This window comes from Spirochaetia bacterium, assembly GCA_022482625.1.
Classification (GTDB): domain Bacteria; phylum Spirochaetota; class Spirochaetia; order Sphaerochaetales; family Sphaerochaetaceae; genus Pleomorphochaeta.
The window spans coordinates 3,372,999-3,390,028 of the sequence record JAKVOU010000001.1 but is presented as its reverse complement, the minus strand read 5'-3'; the positions used below and the strand labels follow the sequence as shown (position 1 = coordinate 3,390,028).

At 44.0% G+C, this 17,030-nt stretch carries 18 protein-coding genes and 1 pseudogene; 11 read left to right on the top strand and 8 right to left on the bottom strand.

Annotated elements, in window-relative coordinates; genetic code table 11:
- Window positions 1-510, top strand: a complete 510-nt coding sequence (locus tag LKE40_15410; GenBank protein MCH3918816.1) for a nucleoside deaminase — start codon at window positions 1-3, stop codon at window positions 508-510.
- Window positions 511-560: 50 nt separating this feature from the next.
- Window positions 561-1,103 carry a histidine phosphatase family protein gene (locus LKE40_15405; GenBank protein ID MCH3918815.1) on the top strand — a complete coding sequence of 181 codons (543 nt, stop codon included), beginning with the start codon at window positions 561-563 and terminating at the stop codon, window positions 1,101-1,103.
- 23 nt (window positions 1,104-1,126) lie between these two features.
- Here the strand turns inward: LKE40_15405 and LKE40_15400 are convergent, their stop codons facing one another.
- The 3 genes from LKE40_15400 to LKE40_15390 all read right to left on the bottom strand — a co-directional run bounded on the left by LKE40_15400 (window position 1,127) and on the right by LKE40_15390 (window position 3,378).
- Window positions 1,127-1,861: an amino acid ABC transporter ATP-binding protein gene (locus tag LKE40_15400; GenBank protein MCH3918814.1), complete on the bottom strand. Its 735-nt coding sequence runs from the start codon at window positions 1,859-1,861 to the stop codon at window positions 1,127-1,129.
- A complete protein-coding gene (locus LKE40_15395; GenBank protein ID MCH3918813.1) occupies window positions 1,858-2,481 on the bottom strand; it encodes an amino acid ABC transporter permease in 624 nt (207 codons plus the stop codon). Before LKE40_15395 ends, LKE40_15400 begins: the two co-directional genes overlap by 4 nt.
- Window positions 2,482-2,577: 96 nt before the next feature.
- Window positions 2,578-3,378 (bottom strand): ABC transporter substrate-binding protein, encoded by an 801-nt coding sequence (locus LKE40_15390; GenBank protein ID MCH3918812.1) that lies wholly within the window; start codon window positions 3,376-3,378, stop codon window positions 2,578-2,580.
- 788 nt (window positions 3,379-4,166) lie between these two features.
- Here LKE40_15390 and LKE40_15385 point away from each other — a divergent pair.
- The 3 genes from LKE40_15385 to LKE40_15375 all read left to right on the top strand — a co-directional run bounded on the left by LKE40_15385 (window position 4,167) and on the right by LKE40_15375 (window position 6,275).
- Window positions 4,167-4,667 (top strand): hypothetical protein, encoded by a 501-nt coding sequence (locus LKE40_15385; protein MCH3918811.1) that lies wholly within the window; start codon window positions 4,167-4,169, stop codon window positions 4,665-4,667.
- A gap of 151 nt (window positions 4,668-4,818) precedes the next feature.
- Window positions 4,819-5,433, top strand: coding sequence for a type IV toxin-antitoxin system AbiEi family antitoxin domain-containing protein (locus LKE40_15380; GenBank protein ID MCH3918810.1), 615 nt, complete (start codon window positions 4,819-4,821; stop codon window positions 5,431-5,433).
- Window positions 5,430-6,275 (top strand): nucleotidyl transferase AbiEii/AbiGii toxin family protein, encoded by an 846-nt coding sequence (locus LKE40_15375; protein MCH3918809.1) that lies wholly within the window; start codon window positions 5,430-5,432, stop codon window positions 6,273-6,275. Before LKE40_15380 ends, LKE40_15375 begins: the two co-directional genes overlap by 4 nt.
- Window positions 6,276-6,599: 324 nt before the next feature.
- Here LKE40_15375 and LKE40_15370 read toward each other — a convergent pair whose 3' ends face one another.
- Together LKE40_15370 and LKE40_15365 are read right to left on the bottom strand one after the other, a co-directional pair.
- A complete protein-coding gene (locus LKE40_15370; protein MCH3918808.1) occupies window positions 6,600-7,148 on the bottom strand; it encodes a PadR family transcriptional regulator in 549 nt (182 codons plus the stop codon).
- Complete coding sequence (locus LKE40_15365; GenBank protein ID MCH3918807.1) at window positions 7,148-7,888, bottom strand: 4Fe-4S binding protein; 741 nt, start codon at window positions 7,886-7,888, stop codon at window positions 7,148-7,150. The genes LKE40_15370 and LKE40_15365 overlap by 1 nt, the downstream gene beginning before the upstream one ends.
- A 214-nt stretch (window positions 7,889-8,102) precedes the next feature.
- On the opposite strand from LKE40_15365, the gene LKE40_15360 reads away from it, so the two are divergent.
- The 3 genes from LKE40_15360 (at window position 8,103) to LKE40_15350 (ending at window position 9,839) form a co-directional block, all read left to right on the top strand.
- Window positions 8,103-8,708, top strand: coding sequence for a GNAT family N-acetyltransferase (locus LKE40_15360; GenBank protein ID MCH3918806.1), 606 nt, complete (start codon window positions 8,103-8,105; stop codon window positions 8,706-8,708).
- 160 nt (window positions 8,709-8,868) lie between these two features.
- Complete coding sequence (locus LKE40_15355; GenBank protein ID MCH3918805.1) at window positions 8,869-9,432, top strand: DUF3793 family protein; 564 nt, start codon at window positions 8,869-8,871, stop codon at window positions 9,430-9,432.
- On the top strand, window positions 9,429-9,839 hold the full coding sequence (locus LKE40_15350; GenBank protein MCH3918804.1) for a flavodoxin: 411 nt from the start codon (window positions 9,429-9,431) through the stop codon (window positions 9,837-9,839). Before LKE40_15355 ends, LKE40_15350 begins: the two co-directional genes overlap by 4 nt.
- Before the next feature lie 122 nt (window positions 9,840-9,961).
- Here LKE40_15350 and aroE read toward each other — a convergent pair whose 3' ends face one another.
- Window positions 9,962-10,843: a shikimate dehydrogenase gene (aroE, locus tag LKE40_15345; protein MCH3918803.1), complete on the bottom strand. Its 882-nt coding sequence runs from the start codon at window positions 10,841-10,843 to the stop codon at window positions 9,962-9,964.
- A 397-nt stretch (window positions 10,844-11,240) separates the two neighbouring features.
- On the opposite strand from aroE, the gene LKE40_15340 reads away from it, so the two are divergent.
- From LKE40_15340 to LKE40_15330, 3 genes are all read left to right on the top strand, one after another.
- Window positions 11,241-11,999: an ABC transporter substrate-binding protein gene (locus tag LKE40_15340; GenBank protein MCH3918802.1), complete on the top strand. Its 759-nt coding sequence runs from the start codon at window positions 11,241-11,243 to the stop codon at window positions 11,997-11,999.
- 8 nt (window positions 12,000-12,007) lie between these two features.
- Complete coding sequence (locus tag LKE40_15335) at window positions 12,008-12,682, top strand: amino acid ABC transporter permease (protein ID MCH3918801.1); 675 nt, start codon at window positions 12,008-12,010, stop codon at window positions 12,680-12,682.
- A 70-nt stretch (window positions 12,683-12,752) separates the two neighbouring features.
- On the top strand, window positions 12,753-13,487 hold the full coding sequence (locus LKE40_15330) for an amino acid ABC transporter ATP-binding protein (GenBank protein MCH3918800.1): 735 nt from the start codon (window positions 12,753-12,755) through the stop codon (window positions 13,485-13,487).
- A 150-nt stretch (window positions 13,488-13,637) separates the two neighbouring features.
- On the opposite strand, the gene ilvB is transcribed toward LKE40_15330, so the two are convergent.
- A complete protein-coding gene (gene ilvB / locus LKE40_15325) occupies window positions 13,638-15,317 on the bottom strand; it encodes a biosynthetic-type acetolactate synthase large subunit (protein ID MCH3918799.1) in 1,680 nt (559 codons plus the stop codon).
- Between the two features lie 20 nt (window positions 15,318-15,337).
- A pseudogene (gene ilvD, locus LKE40_15320) lies at window positions 15,338-17,021 on the bottom strand (dihydroxy-acid dehydratase).
- Between the last annotated feature and the right edge of the window lie 9 nt (window positions 17,022-17,030).

The following is a 17,030-nucleotide window of genomic DNA, read 5'->3' as shown; positions in this document are numbered from 1 at the left end:
ATGCCAGATATAAAGATTCAGGAAAAATTGACAGACAAAGACATTGCACTGCTGTATCAGACAGTGCGGGTTGCCCATGAAGCTCTTATGAGAGGCTGCCATCCTTTTGGGGCCCTTTTGGCAGATAAAGACGGCAATATCCTTATAGAACAAGGCAATGACAAAGATGCCTCTCCTTGCCTGCATGCTGAAACGGCCCTGATGATCAGGGCCGGCAAGCTCTATGACAGGCAGTTCCTGGAACAATGTTCCATGTATACGAACTTCGAACCATGCGTCATGTGTACCGGTGCCGTGTACTGGACCGGGGTAAGCCGGATTGTCTATGGTGTCAGTGAAGCCCAACTGAAGAAGCTTACCGGTGACCATGATGAAAATCCCACATTTTCCCTTTCGACTGCCGAGGTACTCAGACATGGACAGAGGGACATGGTCGTTGCAGGGCCAACTGCGGACAGTGATCTTGTAGCCGCAATATTGAAGGACCATCTGGATTTCTGGAAACATTGAGATCCTTTGCCTTATTGGCAGAATATTCTTTTCCTGTTAGTATGGCACCAATGAAACTATTCATTACTCGACATGGCGAAACAGATATGAACTTGGCCCATAGGATCTGTGGCAACAGCAATGGACAACTGACTGCAAAGGGATTGGCACAGGCACAGCAACTTGCAGACAGACTGGAAGCTACACAGCAGACAAACAGGATCGAATACATTTATGTCTCTCCCCTGGAACGGGCCATCAGGACCGCAAGGCCGATTGAAGAAGCATTGGGACTTACAGCAACTGTAGAGCCTCGACTAGCTGAGATCAACTTTGGCAAGATGGAAGGTACAAGCTTCACCGACCCTCTTTTCCAAAGGCTCAGAAGGGAGTATTTCTCCAACTACCCCGGTGGAGAATCCCAAGTCCAGGTTGCCCAACGACTTTATAATCTGATAGACGACATCAAGGTACGCCATAATGGACATAATGTACTTTTCGTCTGTCATGGCACGGTTGCCCGAATCATGCGGACATATTTTCTGGACATGCCCCTTGAAGCCTACAATGCCTACCATATGCAGAATTGCGAAGTAGTGTCTTTTGACCTTTGAAGTAGCTTTATAGCCACTCCACCCTACACATCCACTACCTTTGCTATGAAACTGGCTATCCTGTCATCCCTGTTCGGGCGGAAGAAAGTAGCAGGTGGTTCATCTGCAAGTATATGACCACCATCCATAAACAGGATACGGTCAGCAACATTCCTTGCAAAATTCATCTCATGGGTTACGACGATCATGGTGGTACCACTTTCTGCAATATCACGCATTACTTTCAGTACTTCCCCGACCAGCTCAGGGTCAAGGGCACTGGTAGGTTCATCAAAAAGCAACAGCAGCGGCTCCATTGCCAAAGCCCTGGCAATGGCTACCCTCTGCAGCTGTCCTCCTGACAATTGGTCAGGACGATAGGTTGCCTTGTCTGAAAGTCCTACCTTCGACAGTAGACTCAGAGCCTGTTCCCTGGCTTCTTTCTTTCCTTTTTTGAGTACATGGACAGGGGCTTCCATGATGTTCTGAAGTACGTTCATATGTGAAAATACATTGAAGCGCTGGAAAACCATGCCAACCTGTTGCCTGAGTTGAGGAAGATTCATGTTACAAATATCCTGCCCCTGCAGTGAAATCGTCCCTCGCTGATATTCCTCAAGGCGGTTGATGCACCTCAAAGCCGTACTCTTTCCGCTTCCGCTAGGTCCGAGAACAACAAGCTTTTCTCCCTGTTCCATCGTGAAACTGATATCTTTCAAAACTTCCAGGTCCCCATAACTTTTCTTCAGGTCCTGCACTTCGAGAAATGTTGCACTCATTTCATTTTCTCCTCCAGATGCTTTCCCAAAGAGGAAAAGATACTGGTCAATATCAGATAGCAAAGGGCAATCGCAAGATATGCCTCGAAATATCTGAATGTCGAATAGCTGATCAACATGCCGGCCCGGGTCAACTCAGTTATGGTTATTGCACTGAGCAGTGAAGAATTCTTGATGGTGGCAATGACCTGGTTGATAAGCGGCAGCAGGGAAATTTTCCCGGCTTGGGGAAAAACTATTCTTGCCATTTCCTGAAATGGTGACATTCCCAAAGCTTTTGCAGCTTCCCGTTGACCAGGATCTACTGCGTTGATACCGCTCCTCACTATTTCCGAAATATATGCCCCACAGTTGAGGGTGAGACCCAGGATACCGGCAGAAACAGCCGACAACTTCATTCCTAAGGAAGGTAATCCGAAGTAAATAAGAAAAAGCTGGACCATAAGCGGTGTACCACGGAATATCCATACATAAAACCTGCAAAGATAGGAAAGCAGTTTGATCTTGCTGTCCCTCAGCAAGGCGATGATGATACCAAGTACCAATGCAAGGGCTATGGAAACACCACAGAGTATCAGGGTAACGGCAGCACCTTGAAGAATTGAAGTCCATTTATTCAATATAACTGAAAAATCGAGAGTATGCATTTGCGTTCCGATATAAAAAAGGCATCATCTCCCAGCAGGAAAGATGCCTCGGTCATGAAAGGTATAAGACTACTTGAGCCATTTCTGATACAATTTGTCGTATGTTCCGTCAGTCTTATAGGTTGCAATTACTTCATTGATGATTTTCATCAGATCGTCATTTCCAATTTTCGTTGCACATGCCAAGTCTGCCGTCGTGAAAGGATCGTCACTGACAATCTCGACACCCGGGTGTACTTTCTCCAGCTCAAGTTCATTGAGAAGGTCATTGACTACGGCATCGACTCGCCCTACTTCCAGATCCGACACACAGCCTACGGTCTCGTCATACCCCACTATCTTGTAATTGAGACCATACTTTTCCTTTGCATCCTCAGCGACTTTCTGGGAAGTTGCACCGGCCTTTACGCCTACCTTGAGTCCATTGCAATCCTGAAGGGTCTTGATTCCAAGGGGATTACCTTTCTTTGCAACAAGCACCATGCCCGTTTTCATATAGCTGTCACTCATCAGGACTATCTTTCTCCGTGCGGGCGTATCATACATCGCGGCAATGGAAAAATCATAATCACCCTTTTCAACAGAAGGAATGATTGTAGTAAAAGGCATATCGGACACTTCAAGTTTTACACCGAGCTTGTCAGCAATCAACTGGGCAAGGTCTATATCGAATCCGACAATCTTGTCCGTCTTTGCATCCCTGAATTCAAAAGGTACATAGGTCCCGGTAGCAACCTTTACTACTCCACGTGCCTTGATCTGGTCAACAATTGAACCACTCGACTGGGTTTCAGCAGTGCCGTTTGCAAAGATATTCACTGCCATGGCACAAAGCACGCCAGTTACCAGGAATTTCTTCATCAAATTCATTTTCCGCCTCCGTAATAAAAAAAACGCAACCAGCATTCATACTGATTGCACCTTTGCAATGTGATGGTGACATGTTAAAGAGAAAGGATTCCAGAGACAAGATGTTTCTGCTCAACTGTCAAAACAGTTCAATTTGTTATCTTTTATTTTGTAACATCAAACTTAGAAAATCAAAAACAATACAGCAAGGACCATCGTGTCCCATCATGACAAGCAAAATCATTCACTTTTATCTCATGCATTGATCATAACGGATAAAATAACTTAAAAAAACAACGTGTTTTTATGAAGCCCTTATCTACTGACGCAAATAGATGTCCTTCACAGGATGGATATCCATCGTGTTAGGATACCAGCCGCCCCACTTGCTTGTGTCAATCATGTTGAGGGTGACATAGTAGTAGAGAGGCATCACTGCGCTGTCTTCGTTGACGAGGATATCTTCAGCAGTCTTGAGGACACTGAAACGCTCCTCACCTGCAGGAAGTTGCCGGCATTTGTTTCTGTTGAATAAACGAAACTATTGCAGAGCAACTGAGCATTTCAGAAAGAAACAAGTTTCAAAGTTTACAACAAAATGGCAGAGGTAAAGCAGAAAAGGAAGCAAGCAAGAGTCGAAAAGAAAAAACAGTGTGACTAGATAGTTGAAATGGATACTTCTAGGTATAATTGGATCCAAGAAATATCATTTTGCAATAAATAAGGAACAGATAGAATGGCATTTGAATTAAAACAACATATAGAACAAATATCCAACAATAGAATACCAAAATAGGGAGAGTAAAAGTATGATGGAATTGATGGCGAATATTTATATTGGTACTGAACTGGATTATTACAATATTCCTGACAAGACCGAATGGGCAATTCTTCATTGTTGCAAATATCCATTTCATTGTAATTTTGTCGGATACAAAGGAAATTTATCACCTTCTCATCCCGATTATGCCTTCAAAATCAAAGGAAATGAGATGGCTCTCAATCTTGTTGATATGGATTATTTCAGTAAAAACTATCTGGATTTCAATAAACGAATGTTTGAAACAGCATTTAGTTTCTTGGATGGTTACCGAAACAAAGAATATAAAATACTCATTCATTGCAATCAGGGTGAATCACGTGGACCAACGATGGGAATGTTGTATGCAGCCCGTCTGGGTGCATTTGATTATGCCGATTTTGACACTACCGTTGCAAAATTACGTACATTATACCCCTTGTACAAACCTAAAACGAATATCTACGAAACTGTAAAGAACTTATGGAACTGTTTTGTAAAAGATAACTGATATGGAATACCTATGCTTTCATCTATAAATAGTGAATGCAGGAAAGTAGTTTTTCTACAATAAAATCTAATGCATAAAAAAAAACGAAACAAGCATGTTTAGGCAAAATCTAGTATTTGACAATTACTACAACTATATTTATAATTATGTAGTGATTGTCAAATATAAAAAGAAAAACTTTACAGCTATTCTCAAAACATTGTCTGCAAATAATAACGGTATTATTTCTGCCAATGCAGCAGAAAATGCCGGCATTTCAAGGGCTATGTTATCATTGATGTCCATAGATGGAAGGATTGAACGTGTGTCTAAAGGAATTTATATGCTTCCTGATTCTATCCCTGATGAATTATATATACTTAGTCTTTATTCCAAGAATATTGTTTTCTCTCACGAAACAGCTTTATTTCTACATGGAATTACTGAACGAACTCCGGCTTTTAATTCATTCACACTTCCGAATGGTAAAAGACGCTCTTCTGCACTTTCAAAAAAATGTAAGATTCATCATGTAAAAGACGAGTATTTCAATATTGGAAAAACAACCATAAAAACATTTCAAGGCAATGAAGTTCCTTGTTATGATTTGGAAAGGACGGTATGTGACATTATTCGTGATAAAAACAAACTTGATCCAGAAACTTATCTTACCTCAATTAAAATGTATGCTATATCAAAGAATAAAGATCTGACGAAACTTTCTAGTTATGCAGAAAAAATGGGATTGGTAAAAAAGGTCAGAAGAGCATTAGAAGTCTTATTATGAAAAACAGAACGCCAAAATCAATGAGCTTGAAATCAAGAATAAAGAATGTTGCAAAGGAAAAGGATATTGCTCCTCAAATTGTCTTGCAGAATTTTATGATGGAACGTTTTCTAAATAGAGTGGCTTTATCAAAATATAAAGAAAGTTTTATTGTAAAGGGTGGATCTCTTGTTTCTATGCTTGTCGGACTTACAAGCAGAACCACAATGGATGTTGATGTTACAGTAACTGGCTTTATTCTTAATGAAAAGGAAATAGAAGCAGTACTCTCAACCATTTGCAGCATCAATCTTGAAGACAATGTAACTTTTGAATTAAAACGCTGTGAAACAATTCGCGATGATGATATTTACGGTGGCTTTCGTATTTTTATGAACGGTTATTTTGATAACAAAGCAATTCAAGTTCCATTCAGTCTTGATGTTTCAACAGGAGACATTATTACTCCAAAACCTCAGAAAAGAAAATGGAATTGCCTTTTGAATGAAGAAAATTCATTTGAACTTTTTGCTTACCCAATAGAAACAATTCTGGCCGAAAAAGTTGAAACAATTCTGAGTCGTGGAGTTTTATCTACGCGCCCAAAAGATTTTTATGATGTCTATGTCCTGACAAAAACTTCTCAATTTGATAAAGACATTTTTGACAAAGCACTTGAAGAAACAAGCAGGCACCGCGGTTCATTTGAAAGAATAATGAAATCAAAAGACAATTTTTCTATAATTGAAAATAGTCTTGATTTAAAGGAATTCTGGAATCGTTACGCAAAGAGTAATCCATTTTCAAAAGGCTTAGACTATGAAAAAGTTATAGCTACCATAAAGGAACTATTGTTCAAATGAAACAGAAATTAGTACTTTATGGAACTCTGGGGTATTTGTATGGAAATATCCTACGCAAAGGCAATCGGGTTATTTCCCCAGAACCATAGCATTGAGCAAAAAATCTAAGCAAATTATGGATTCAAGTAGGTCCTCTGTCATTAATTAAAACATATTATTCTGGTCATTTCCATTTGGTAAATCAGAAGTTGATATATAGAAATCTGCAATGTATAATACTATAACTATACAATTTGTTGGTACTCCCTTACCATCTTACATAGCCACTCTAAAAAACAAGTCGGCTTCCGCCGGAAAATTCAAAATCTACTACTTATTGGACCGTTACGACCTTTCCTTACCCTGTAGCATTGCCTCAGCTTCATCGCACCACTCAAGATAGGCTCGGTAACTTTTTATCCCGAACCGGACTGTCAGAAGATAGTACCTATGCGTCTCATCACCCAAAATCTTCTCCAATACCTGCTCAGCCAGAAGCAAGTCTGCAAGTTCCTTTTTAAATTTTTTTCTGAAAGCACGGATATGTGAAACTGTCTGGTCAGCTCCTACTTCATTGCCGAAAAACAGTTTCAGCAAAGTTTCATATCTAAGCTCATCCTTGCATATCGGTTGGAGCAACCATTGCTGCAGATACTGATGGCCTTCACCCGTAATGGCATACAGCCACTTGTTGCGCCCGTTGTCTGAACCGGTCCGTCTTGTCGCAAGTTCTCTGTCCACCAAACCAGCCAGCGTAGGATATATGCTCCCGTAGCTGGCTCCCCAGAAATAGGAAAGTTCTGTATCTATCAATTTCTTAATCGCATATCCGCTGAGTTCTTCATGACTTAACAATCCAAGAATCACGCAATCCAGTTTTTTTTCCGATGCCATCAGTTACCCTCCTTCTTTCCCTTCATCGTATAACACAGCACATCACGTGGGCAGACATCAACACAAGCTCCACACTGTATGCACTCACTGTCAGCAAACTTGCCGTCTTTGACCATTTGTGCCACATCCAATCCCATAGGACAGCTTCTGGTACATTTTTCGCATCCGATGCAGGACTGGGAACGTACTGCGACATGCAACCCAGGCAAGTGCAGCAGATTACGCAACTTCGTTCCAAGGACCATAAAAGGAGCCATCCAACACAGATAGTGACAAAAGGCCCTTTTCCCAAAAACAAGGGAAGGGACAGCAATTAGCAGAATGATACCATAGTAAATGACATAGCCATATATCGCAGAAACAGAAATCCCATGTTCCGTCATAAAAAAGAAATCAATGCTCAGGCTTCTTGTTCTGTTCAGGTAGCACAACACCACGGCTACGATCCAGACTGACCAGATTACATATTTGATTCTATTCCTCCAACCTTGCGCCGGTTTCTTTTGGTTGACATTGCACAGACAAGCCTGTAACCCTCCCGCCGGGCATATATAGGCACAGAACACTCTCCCGAACGGAATGGACAGAACCAGCATGAGTATGAAAACAATAAAGCTACCGTTGATGATACCTTGCAAACCTGCAAAAAGAATGAGTACCGGTGAAAAATAATAAAGCGTAATGGGAAAAAGCAATAGAGATACAATAAGGCATAACTTCCTCAGTTGTTGGCGTTTCATATGTATTCTCCTCATATATTTTTCAGTATGATATATCATATTGATATATTGGTCAAGCGGGATATTCTTCCACAGGCAACAGGTCCGATGTCTTGATTACCAACTGGATACAAACAGCCGTACATGTTATACTCCTGCGGCAATACAGTGCGTTTTATGTTACCGACGTAGCCTATGCCTACCCTTGCATGGAAAAATAACATCAGGAATAAAAATGAACACAGACAGATTAACAGCAAGGACATTGGTTGAAAAAGAATTGGAAGCATTCTATGCATTGGCTCTGAAACAGAAAACAGAAGATTGCGGATTCCTCGTGAGACATTCAGATTCTTACTATACCAGGACAGAGACATTGCAAAGACTTGCTTCCAACAGGTCCGACTTGCAGGCAGGAAAGCTCATGCCATTGGGATTTTTCTCAAAAGATACGAATGAGCTGGTATTCACATTGAATTTTTCCGCAATAATCTGGGGACCATTCAGAAGTTGTTATGCCGGATGGTATTGCCGAAACGACGTACGTCATACGGGTCTTGGGAAAGAAGCCCTCTCCCTTGGCATCGATATTGCTTTCAAAGGTCTCGGCCTCCATCGTATCGAAGCAAACATTATACCAACCAATATACCGAGCAAAAGGCTTGCCATGTCCATGGGATTCTCTTATGAAGGGACTTCAAAGGATTACCTGTTCATTGACGGCAACTGGCGGGACCATGGACACTATGTCCTTATCAACAGACAGCTGAAGGATATGAATGTTTACTATGAACCGGACCTGATGGAATGCTGCAGAAAACTAGGCTTGCTTACTGACTAGAAGTGCAAAAAAGACTGCCAAAAGGAAATGTTAGGCTTGCAGATACAGTTCCGCACAAAAAGTTTGCAAAAACTAACTTATTTTCGTAAAAGTCATTGACATCAGGGTAAAACAACCATATCATCATGTTAGTTATTGCTAACATGATTGAGGAGTATCTATGAGTTTTATGGTTGCTGAGCAGTTGCTCTCCTACTGTAGCCCGGTATTTACCGGTATCAAGCCATCTGCCCTTATGATGGTAAAAACCTGCATGCTCCCACAGATAACCACGGAAAAGAATTTGGCAGAGCTTGAGGAAAAAGGATTTGAAATCAAGACCATGGGTAGCTGTTCATTTCGGACACGGCTGCTGATCTTTGAAAGAAAGGCACTTTCTGAATGTGTCTATACCTCGGAAAGATTTTGCATCCTACAGAATTTCGGCTACCCAAAAGGCAACCTTGATGAATTGCTTGCAACCTTACAGAAAAGATTCACCACTACATGCGACTTTCCACATGAAATCGGCATTTTTCTCGGCTATCCTACCGAAGATGTCAAAGGTTTCTTGGAACACAAAGGAAAGGATTATAGAGTCTGCGGTTATTGGAAAGTCTATGGAAACGAAACAATGGCCGTACAGAAATTTGCTTCCTACAAAAGATGCAGGAAGGAAAATCTTTGCAAATTATATGATGGAGTCCCCTTCAGGGACATCGTCAAAGGAGAAAAGACAAAATGAATACTGTCGTAATCTACTGGAGCCAGACAGGAAACACCGAAGCAATGGCAAGGGCTGTAGCGGTCGGAGCCGGAAACTGTGAAATTTTCTACGTAGACAACATTACCGCCGAACAGGCCTTATCCTATGATGCCTTGGCTTTGGGCTGTCCTGCCATGGGAGATGAAACCCTGGAGGAAGAAGAGTTCCAACCTTTCATCGATGCACTTCTGCCAAAAGTGAAAGGAAAACGGGTTGCACTTTTCGGCTCATATGGCTGGGGTGACGGCACATGGATGCAAAACTGGCAGACTGTAATGGAAGACAGCGGCGCCTTACTTGTTCAGGATGGACTCATCTGCAATAACGAACCAGATGAAAAAATCATGGAACAATGCAGACAATTGGGTAAAAAGCTATCTCAATGATTCTCCTTAATGCAATTCGTTAGTTCTGTTTACCGTCCTATTGATTTAGCTTATATATACCGAAGGCCGGACCTATACCCAGTCCGGCCTTCTTTTCATAAAAGGCTTTTGCAAGAGCCCTTTTATCCAATCACGGCAAAAGCTTCTTCCAACGCCGCCCGCATGACCTGGGGATCTGCGGCAGAGCCGAACCATCGTTCAAAAGCAACCAAGCCTTGGTTGACAAGCATGCCAAGTCCATCAATGGTTTCCAATCCTGCGGCAGCGGCCGTTTTCAGGAACTTTGTCTCCACAGGATTGAACACGACATCACAGGCATACATCGGTTTTTCCAGTTTCGGATACACGACAGCTATGGCTCTGTCCGGCTCGAACAATCCGACAGTGGTCGCCTGCACGACTACGTCTGTCTTTACGCTGACAGCATAAGGACTTGAAAGTTCAGCGGCAGCAAGGCGTGTATCAGCAATACGCTCCAACCGATTTGCAAGCCGTCGTGCAGAGTCCAACGTGCGATTGACTATTGTTATTTCCTTTGCCTTGCCAAGGACCAATTCCGTAGCTATTGCACTGGCAGCACCACCGGCTCCGATGATAACAAAATTTTTGCCTTCTGCTGTATGTATTCGCTGGCAAAGAGAGGCATAGAAACCTTTTCCGTCAGTATTGTCCCCGATCAACTTGCCATGGTCACGGTACACAGTATTGACAGCTCCGCAGATCTCAGCAGACCGACTCAGCCCATGCAGATAGGGAATTATAGTCTGCTTATGTGGAGCGGTCACGTTGAACCCAGCAAAACCCAATGAATCCAGTCCTTTGACGGCCGTTCCCAAGTGTTCCCGTCCGACAGTGAATGTCAGGTACTTGGCTGCAATTTTCATTTTGGAAAAAACATTCTGAAACATCCTTTCAGTCGGGTTTCCGACCACTGGGTCCCCTATGCAACCATAACAATTATAAAGTGGCCCTTTCATCAGAGCCTCGAGCATGACATCATTCATCTTGGCTTTCCTTTTTGCATACTTGTCCTAAGTATACAGCAATCATCGCAGGACTGCAAAAATTTTTTTGTATATGGCTGTCATTTTATATAGATTTAACTGATATTATATGCCGTATTGGGAATATTATTTTGAAATATAATAGTTACGAATATAATCAGTTTTTCCAGCAAGCAAACTGACAGCACAACATCATATTTCTGTAAACAGAACTTGAAAAGGTAACAGATTTAATTTAAATGACTAATAATCATATATAATACTTTTTATATCTGCTTATCTAATAAACCATTATTTTTCATGTAGGTTGAAAACGACTTAAAATAATGTTATACTGGCCACATACTTAATTTTATAAGGAGATATTGTGCAGCAGAAAAAACGATTTAAAATTTTAATGGCATGTATCACAATTGTACTGATGGCTTCCTTGCCTTCAGCATTCGCAAATGGACAAACTGAAGAGGATACGGAAACCATATCCTTTGCTGGTTCGGGAGGTTACCCCCCCTTCAATTATATCAACGACAAAGGTCAGGTAATAGGTTTTGACGTTGACGTAGCCCAAGCCATCGCAGACCGCTTGGACAGAAAAATGGAATATAAGACAACCGCTTGGGACGGTATCATCGAAGGCCTGCGTGCTGGTCGTTATGACGGAATCCTAGGAAGCATGGGCATTACCGCAGAAAGAGAAAAAATCGTAGATTTTTCAGTTCCGTACTATTACAGCGGTCCACAGCTGATTGTCCGAAAAGACAGCGGCATCAACAGCCCCGACAACTTGACTACAAGCTCAGTAATCGGTTTGGTTACCGGAACGACCTATGAAAAAGACGCAGAAAGACTTGGGGTCAAGGTAAAGCTATATGAAGATGACAACCAAACTCTTCTGGAATTACTCAACGGGCGCGTAGATGGCGTACTAACTGACAGGATCGTAGGTCTGAACGCTATTCAGAAAATGAATGGCGGAGACAAGCTGGAGATGGTCGGTTCCGTGCTACGTTCAGAAAAAATTGCCATAGCATTCAGAAACAATGAAGATGCACTGCGGGAACAAGTCAATTCAATTCTTGAGCAGATGCATACAGACGGTACGCTTACAGCCATAAGCAAGAAGTGGTTCAACGGCGAAGACATTACAGTCGAATAGGAAAAACCATGAAAGCTTTACCATGGGATTTCAGTGTCATTCCACAGAAATTCTTTTTATTTACTACTGCTGCCGGCTACACCATCCATATTACTTTTTTCGGTATCTTGTTGGGGCTGGCAATCGGACTGTTTGCAGCGCTGGGTCGTATTGCAAAAAATCCTGTAGGTTCGGGCATTGCCCGTGCCTACATCTTTCTGATCAGGGGAACTCCGCTTCTGGTACAACTTTTCATAATCTACTATGGATTGACATCCGTAGTGACGATTGATCCTCTCCCTTCTGCCATCATAGCACTGGGAGTCCATAACGGTGCATACATTGCAGAGATTTTCCGTGGGGCAATCCAGTCAATCCATTACGGGCAGATGGAAGCAGCCAGAAGCCTTGGTATGACTCATGCGAAAGCCATGCGGCGGATCATTCTTCCACAAGCCTTCAAACGGGCAGTACCTTCCTTGGGCAATCAGCTGATAATTGCCTTGAAGGACAGTTCTCTGGCATCGACCATAGCCGTGCCGGAACTTATGCTCAAGGGACGCCAGATGGGGTCATCCACATTCATGTATATGGAAATGTTTCTCATCGTCGGTATCTGGTACCTGATCATGACAAGTATCCTTTCCATCGTAATGCATCAGATTGAGAACAAACTGAAGGTAAGTGACCGTGAACAGCAATAATGAAAGAAAACAACCAGTTGAAGCTACTGCAACAAGCCAAGCATCTTGCTTGGATTCGACAAACCAACCGATCCTCAGGGTAGAACATCTGAGAAAATGGTATGGAAAGCTTGAAGTACTTAAAGATATAAGCCTTGAAGTAACAACAGGAGAGGTCGTCGTACTGATCGGGGCTTCAGGAAGTGGCAAAAGCACATTGCTCAGGTGCATCAACTTCCTTGAAAAAGCAAATTCAGGAAAAATCTATATCAAAGGCAAGCAGGTACGGAACCAAGAGAAACAGCTCAACAAGGTCAGGCAGGAACTGGGAATGGTATTCCAACATTTCAACCTTTTCCCGCACATGACAGTAGCTGGAAATGTCATGGAAGGGCTCGTGCAGGTCAAAGGTATATCGAAGGGCAAGGCAAGGGAAAAGGCACTTGGGTTGCTCAGGGATGTCGGTCTTGAAGAAAAGGCAGATGTCTACCCCGCGATGTTGTCCGGTGGACAAAAACAACGGGTCTCGATTGCACGGGCCCTCGCCATGGAACCGCAGATCATGCTGTTCGATGAACCTACCAGTGCGTTGGATCCTGAGCTGGTAGGTGAAGTGCTTACCGTCATGACTGACCTGGCCAAGGCAGGGATGACCATGATAGTGGTAACTCATGAGATGTGGTTTGCCCGTGAAGTCGCAGACCGCGTACTGTTCATGGACGGAGGTAAGATCCTAGAAGAGGCTCCTCCTGAAAAAATGTTCAGTCATCCTGAAAATGAACGGACCAAGGAATTCCTCAGGCAGATTCTTACACCTCAAGGCTAGGAACTTTGTATCTGAAATCAAAGCAAGTGCTTTTGCCGTAGATAAAGATTTGTGCACCAGTCACTGCTATAGGGACTTAACAAGAGAAACAGAAAGGGCCATCATGCATCCGGCAAGATGCTATGACGACCCTCTCTGTTTCCTTATTGCCTAGTCTTCACAGATTGCAACACCGATTACCTTGTCAAATGCTTCTCCCGGAGGCACGATCGGATATACCTTGTCATCGATAGGGATTTCCACATCGACAACCACAGGTTTATGCATTCTGAAAGCCTTTGCAAGCACTTCAGTCGGATCATCTTCCTTTGTCAAGCGCAAGCCTTCCGCTCCATATGCCTTTGCAAGCATAATCCAATCTATCGGAGTATCCAGAGTCGTCTGACTGTGTCTGCCGTCATAGAAAAGCGTCTGCCATTGACGTACCATACCAAGGGTGTGGTTATCCATCACAAGGATGACCACAGGCAGTTGATAACGGACCAAGGTCGTCAGCTCATTGCAGTTCATCCTGAAACAACCGTCTCCGGCTACATTTACCACACGGGCCTGTGGATTGCCTACCTGAGCGCCCATGGCAGCTCCGGTACCATATCCCATCGTGCCAAGGCCTCCGCTGGTCAGGAACCTGCAAGGTTTATGGTGATGAAGGAACTGGGCAGCCCAGATCTGATGCTGGCCGACTTCAGTAGCAACGATATCATCCTCGCCTAGGAAACCATTCAGTGCATGCAGCACCTGGCTTGCCCTCTGACTTTCCTGATTCGTCTTCATAGGATATTTCTGCCGATACTTGGCAACCTCTGTCATCCAAGCCTCATGTTCCAAGGGCTTCCCCACCAAAGCAGAAAGCTGTTCAAGAACTATATTGACATCTCCTATCAGATGACAGGTCGTCTTGATGTTCTTGTCAATCTCAGCCGGATCAACATCAATATGTATGATCGATGCATTTTTCGCAAAACTGCTTGCCTTAGATACTACCCTGTCTGAAAAACGGGCACCGATGACAACTAGCAGGTCACATCTGCTGATACAGACATTTGACACCCGGCTCCCATGCATGCCGACCAGTCCCGTATACCGAGGAGAGGAAGAATCAAGGATGCCACATCCCATAAGAGAAACACAGGCCGGAGCATCTATAAGTTCAAGGAAGTCCCGTACAGCCAGATATGCCGATGATCTCACGACGCCTCCGCCCAAATAAAACATGGGACGTTTCGCCTTTTTGAGCAGGTCAGTGGCAATTGTAAGGTTTTCCTTCTTGAGACGGGAACTGACCAGTTTGATCGGCTTGGGCTCGACATATGACCACTCATCCTCACTTACCATGACATTCTTGGTAATATCTATCAGCACGGGCCCAGGACGGCCTTCCTTAGCTATATAGAAAGCATCCCTTACGGTCTGCGCAAGGTCCTTGACATCCTTTACGATGAAATTATGCTTTGTAATCGGAATGGTAATGCCGGTAATATCCACCTCTTGGAAACTGTCCCTGCCCAGCAGTGCTACAGGAACATTTCCTGTAATAGCTACCATCGGCACACTATCCATATAGGCAGTTGCAATACCTGTGACCAAGTTGGTTGCACCAGGACCGCTGGTGGCAATGCAGACACCGACTTTACCTGTCGATCTTGCATAACCATCCGCAGCATGGCTGGCCCCCTGTTCATGGGCAGTCAATATATGCCTGATCCGGTCACTGTTCTCGTACAGTGCGTCATAAATGGGCAGGACGGCACCACCGGGGTAGCCGAAGACCGTATCCACTTTCTGCTCACACAGACATTCAATCAAAATACGAGCACCGCTCAATTTCATGGCATTCTCCCTTCTCAATGTCAATCCTTGAATACTGCACCTTTGCTGGCGTCTGTCACCATAGCTGCATACCGAGCAAGATATCCTGTCGTAATCGAAGGTTTCTTGCATACCCAGTGTTTTCTTCGTTCAGCAAGGATCTTGTCATCTACCAACAGTTCAAGCTTACCCGCCGGAATATCGATGGAAATCATGTCCCCGTCTTCCACCAAGCCGATAAGTCCGCCTTGGGCTGCTTCAGGACAGACATGTCCTATAGAAGCTCCCCTGGTTGCTCCGCTGAACCTGCCGTCGGTAAGCAATGCAACGCTTTTGTCCAAGCCCATGCCGGCAATGGCACTGGTCGGAGAAAGCATTTCTCTCATGCCAGGACCACCCTTAGGACCTTCATAGCGGATGACAATGACATCACCCTCACTGATCTTTCCACCGAATATGGCCGCGATGCTTTCCTCTTCACTCTCATAGACCTTTGCAGGACCTGTATGTTTCAACATCTCAGGTGCAACGGCACTGCGTTTGACTACCGCTCCCTCGGGAGCAAGATTGCCGCTGAGTACAGCTATGCCACCAGTCTTTGAATATGGATTGTCAACAGGGCGGATGACCTCAGGATCATAGTTTCTCTGCATCCTTGTAGCTGTCCCTTATGGAAGCACCTGTAACGGTAATGAGATCTCCATTGAGCAAGCCAAGCGAATCCAGCTCCTTCATGACAGCCATAATGCCTCCGGCAGCATACAGGTCTTCGACATGATGAGGTCCCGCAGGGGCCAGATGACAAAGGTTCGGCACCTTTGAGCTCAGCTCATTTGCTTGGAAGATGTTGAATTCTATGCCGGCATTATGTGCTATGGCTGGAAGATGCAGCATAGTATTGGTACTGCAACCCAAAGCCATATCAACAGTCAGTGCATTGCGGAAAGCATCCGGAGTAACGATGTCAAGCGGCCTGATATTCTTCTTGAGCAGATCCATAACCTGCCATCCAGCTTCCTTGGCCAACCGGAGCCTAGCGGAATAGACTGCAGGTATGGTTCCATTGCCAGGAAGTGCCAATCCCAATGCCTCACACAGGCAGTTCATTGAATTGGCAGTAAACATACCGGAACAGGATCCGCAAGTGGGACAGACATTGTCCTCATAGCAACCGAAAGTCTCATCATCCATGGTACCGGCCTTATAACGTCCGATTGCCTCGAACATAGTAGCAAGGTCAGTTCCCCTTTTCTCTCCGGGGACATGGCCTGCAAGCATCGGTCCGCCTGAAACAAAGATACAGGGAATATTCAGCCTAAGGGCCGCCATCAGCATGCCTGGTACAATCTTGTCACAGTTCGGTACGAATACCAGTGCATCAAAAGGATGTGCAGTTGCCATTATCTCAACTGAATCAGCAATCAACTCGCGGCTTGCCAAAGAATATTTCATTCCCTTGTGGCCCATTGCAATGCCATCACAGACACCAATGGTAGGAAATGCCACGGGATTGCCGCCGGCTTCCCGTACACCTGCCTTGACAGCTTCGGTAATCTGTCCGAGATGCATATGCCCAGGAATAATCTCATTCATCGAATTCACAATTCCGACAGTCGGCATGGCAATTTCTCTATCAGTCCAGCCAAGAGCTTTCATCAATGACCTGTGCGGTCCGCGTTCAAGGCCATCAGTCATAGCCTTGGATCTGCCTTTCATATTATTCATACTACGCTC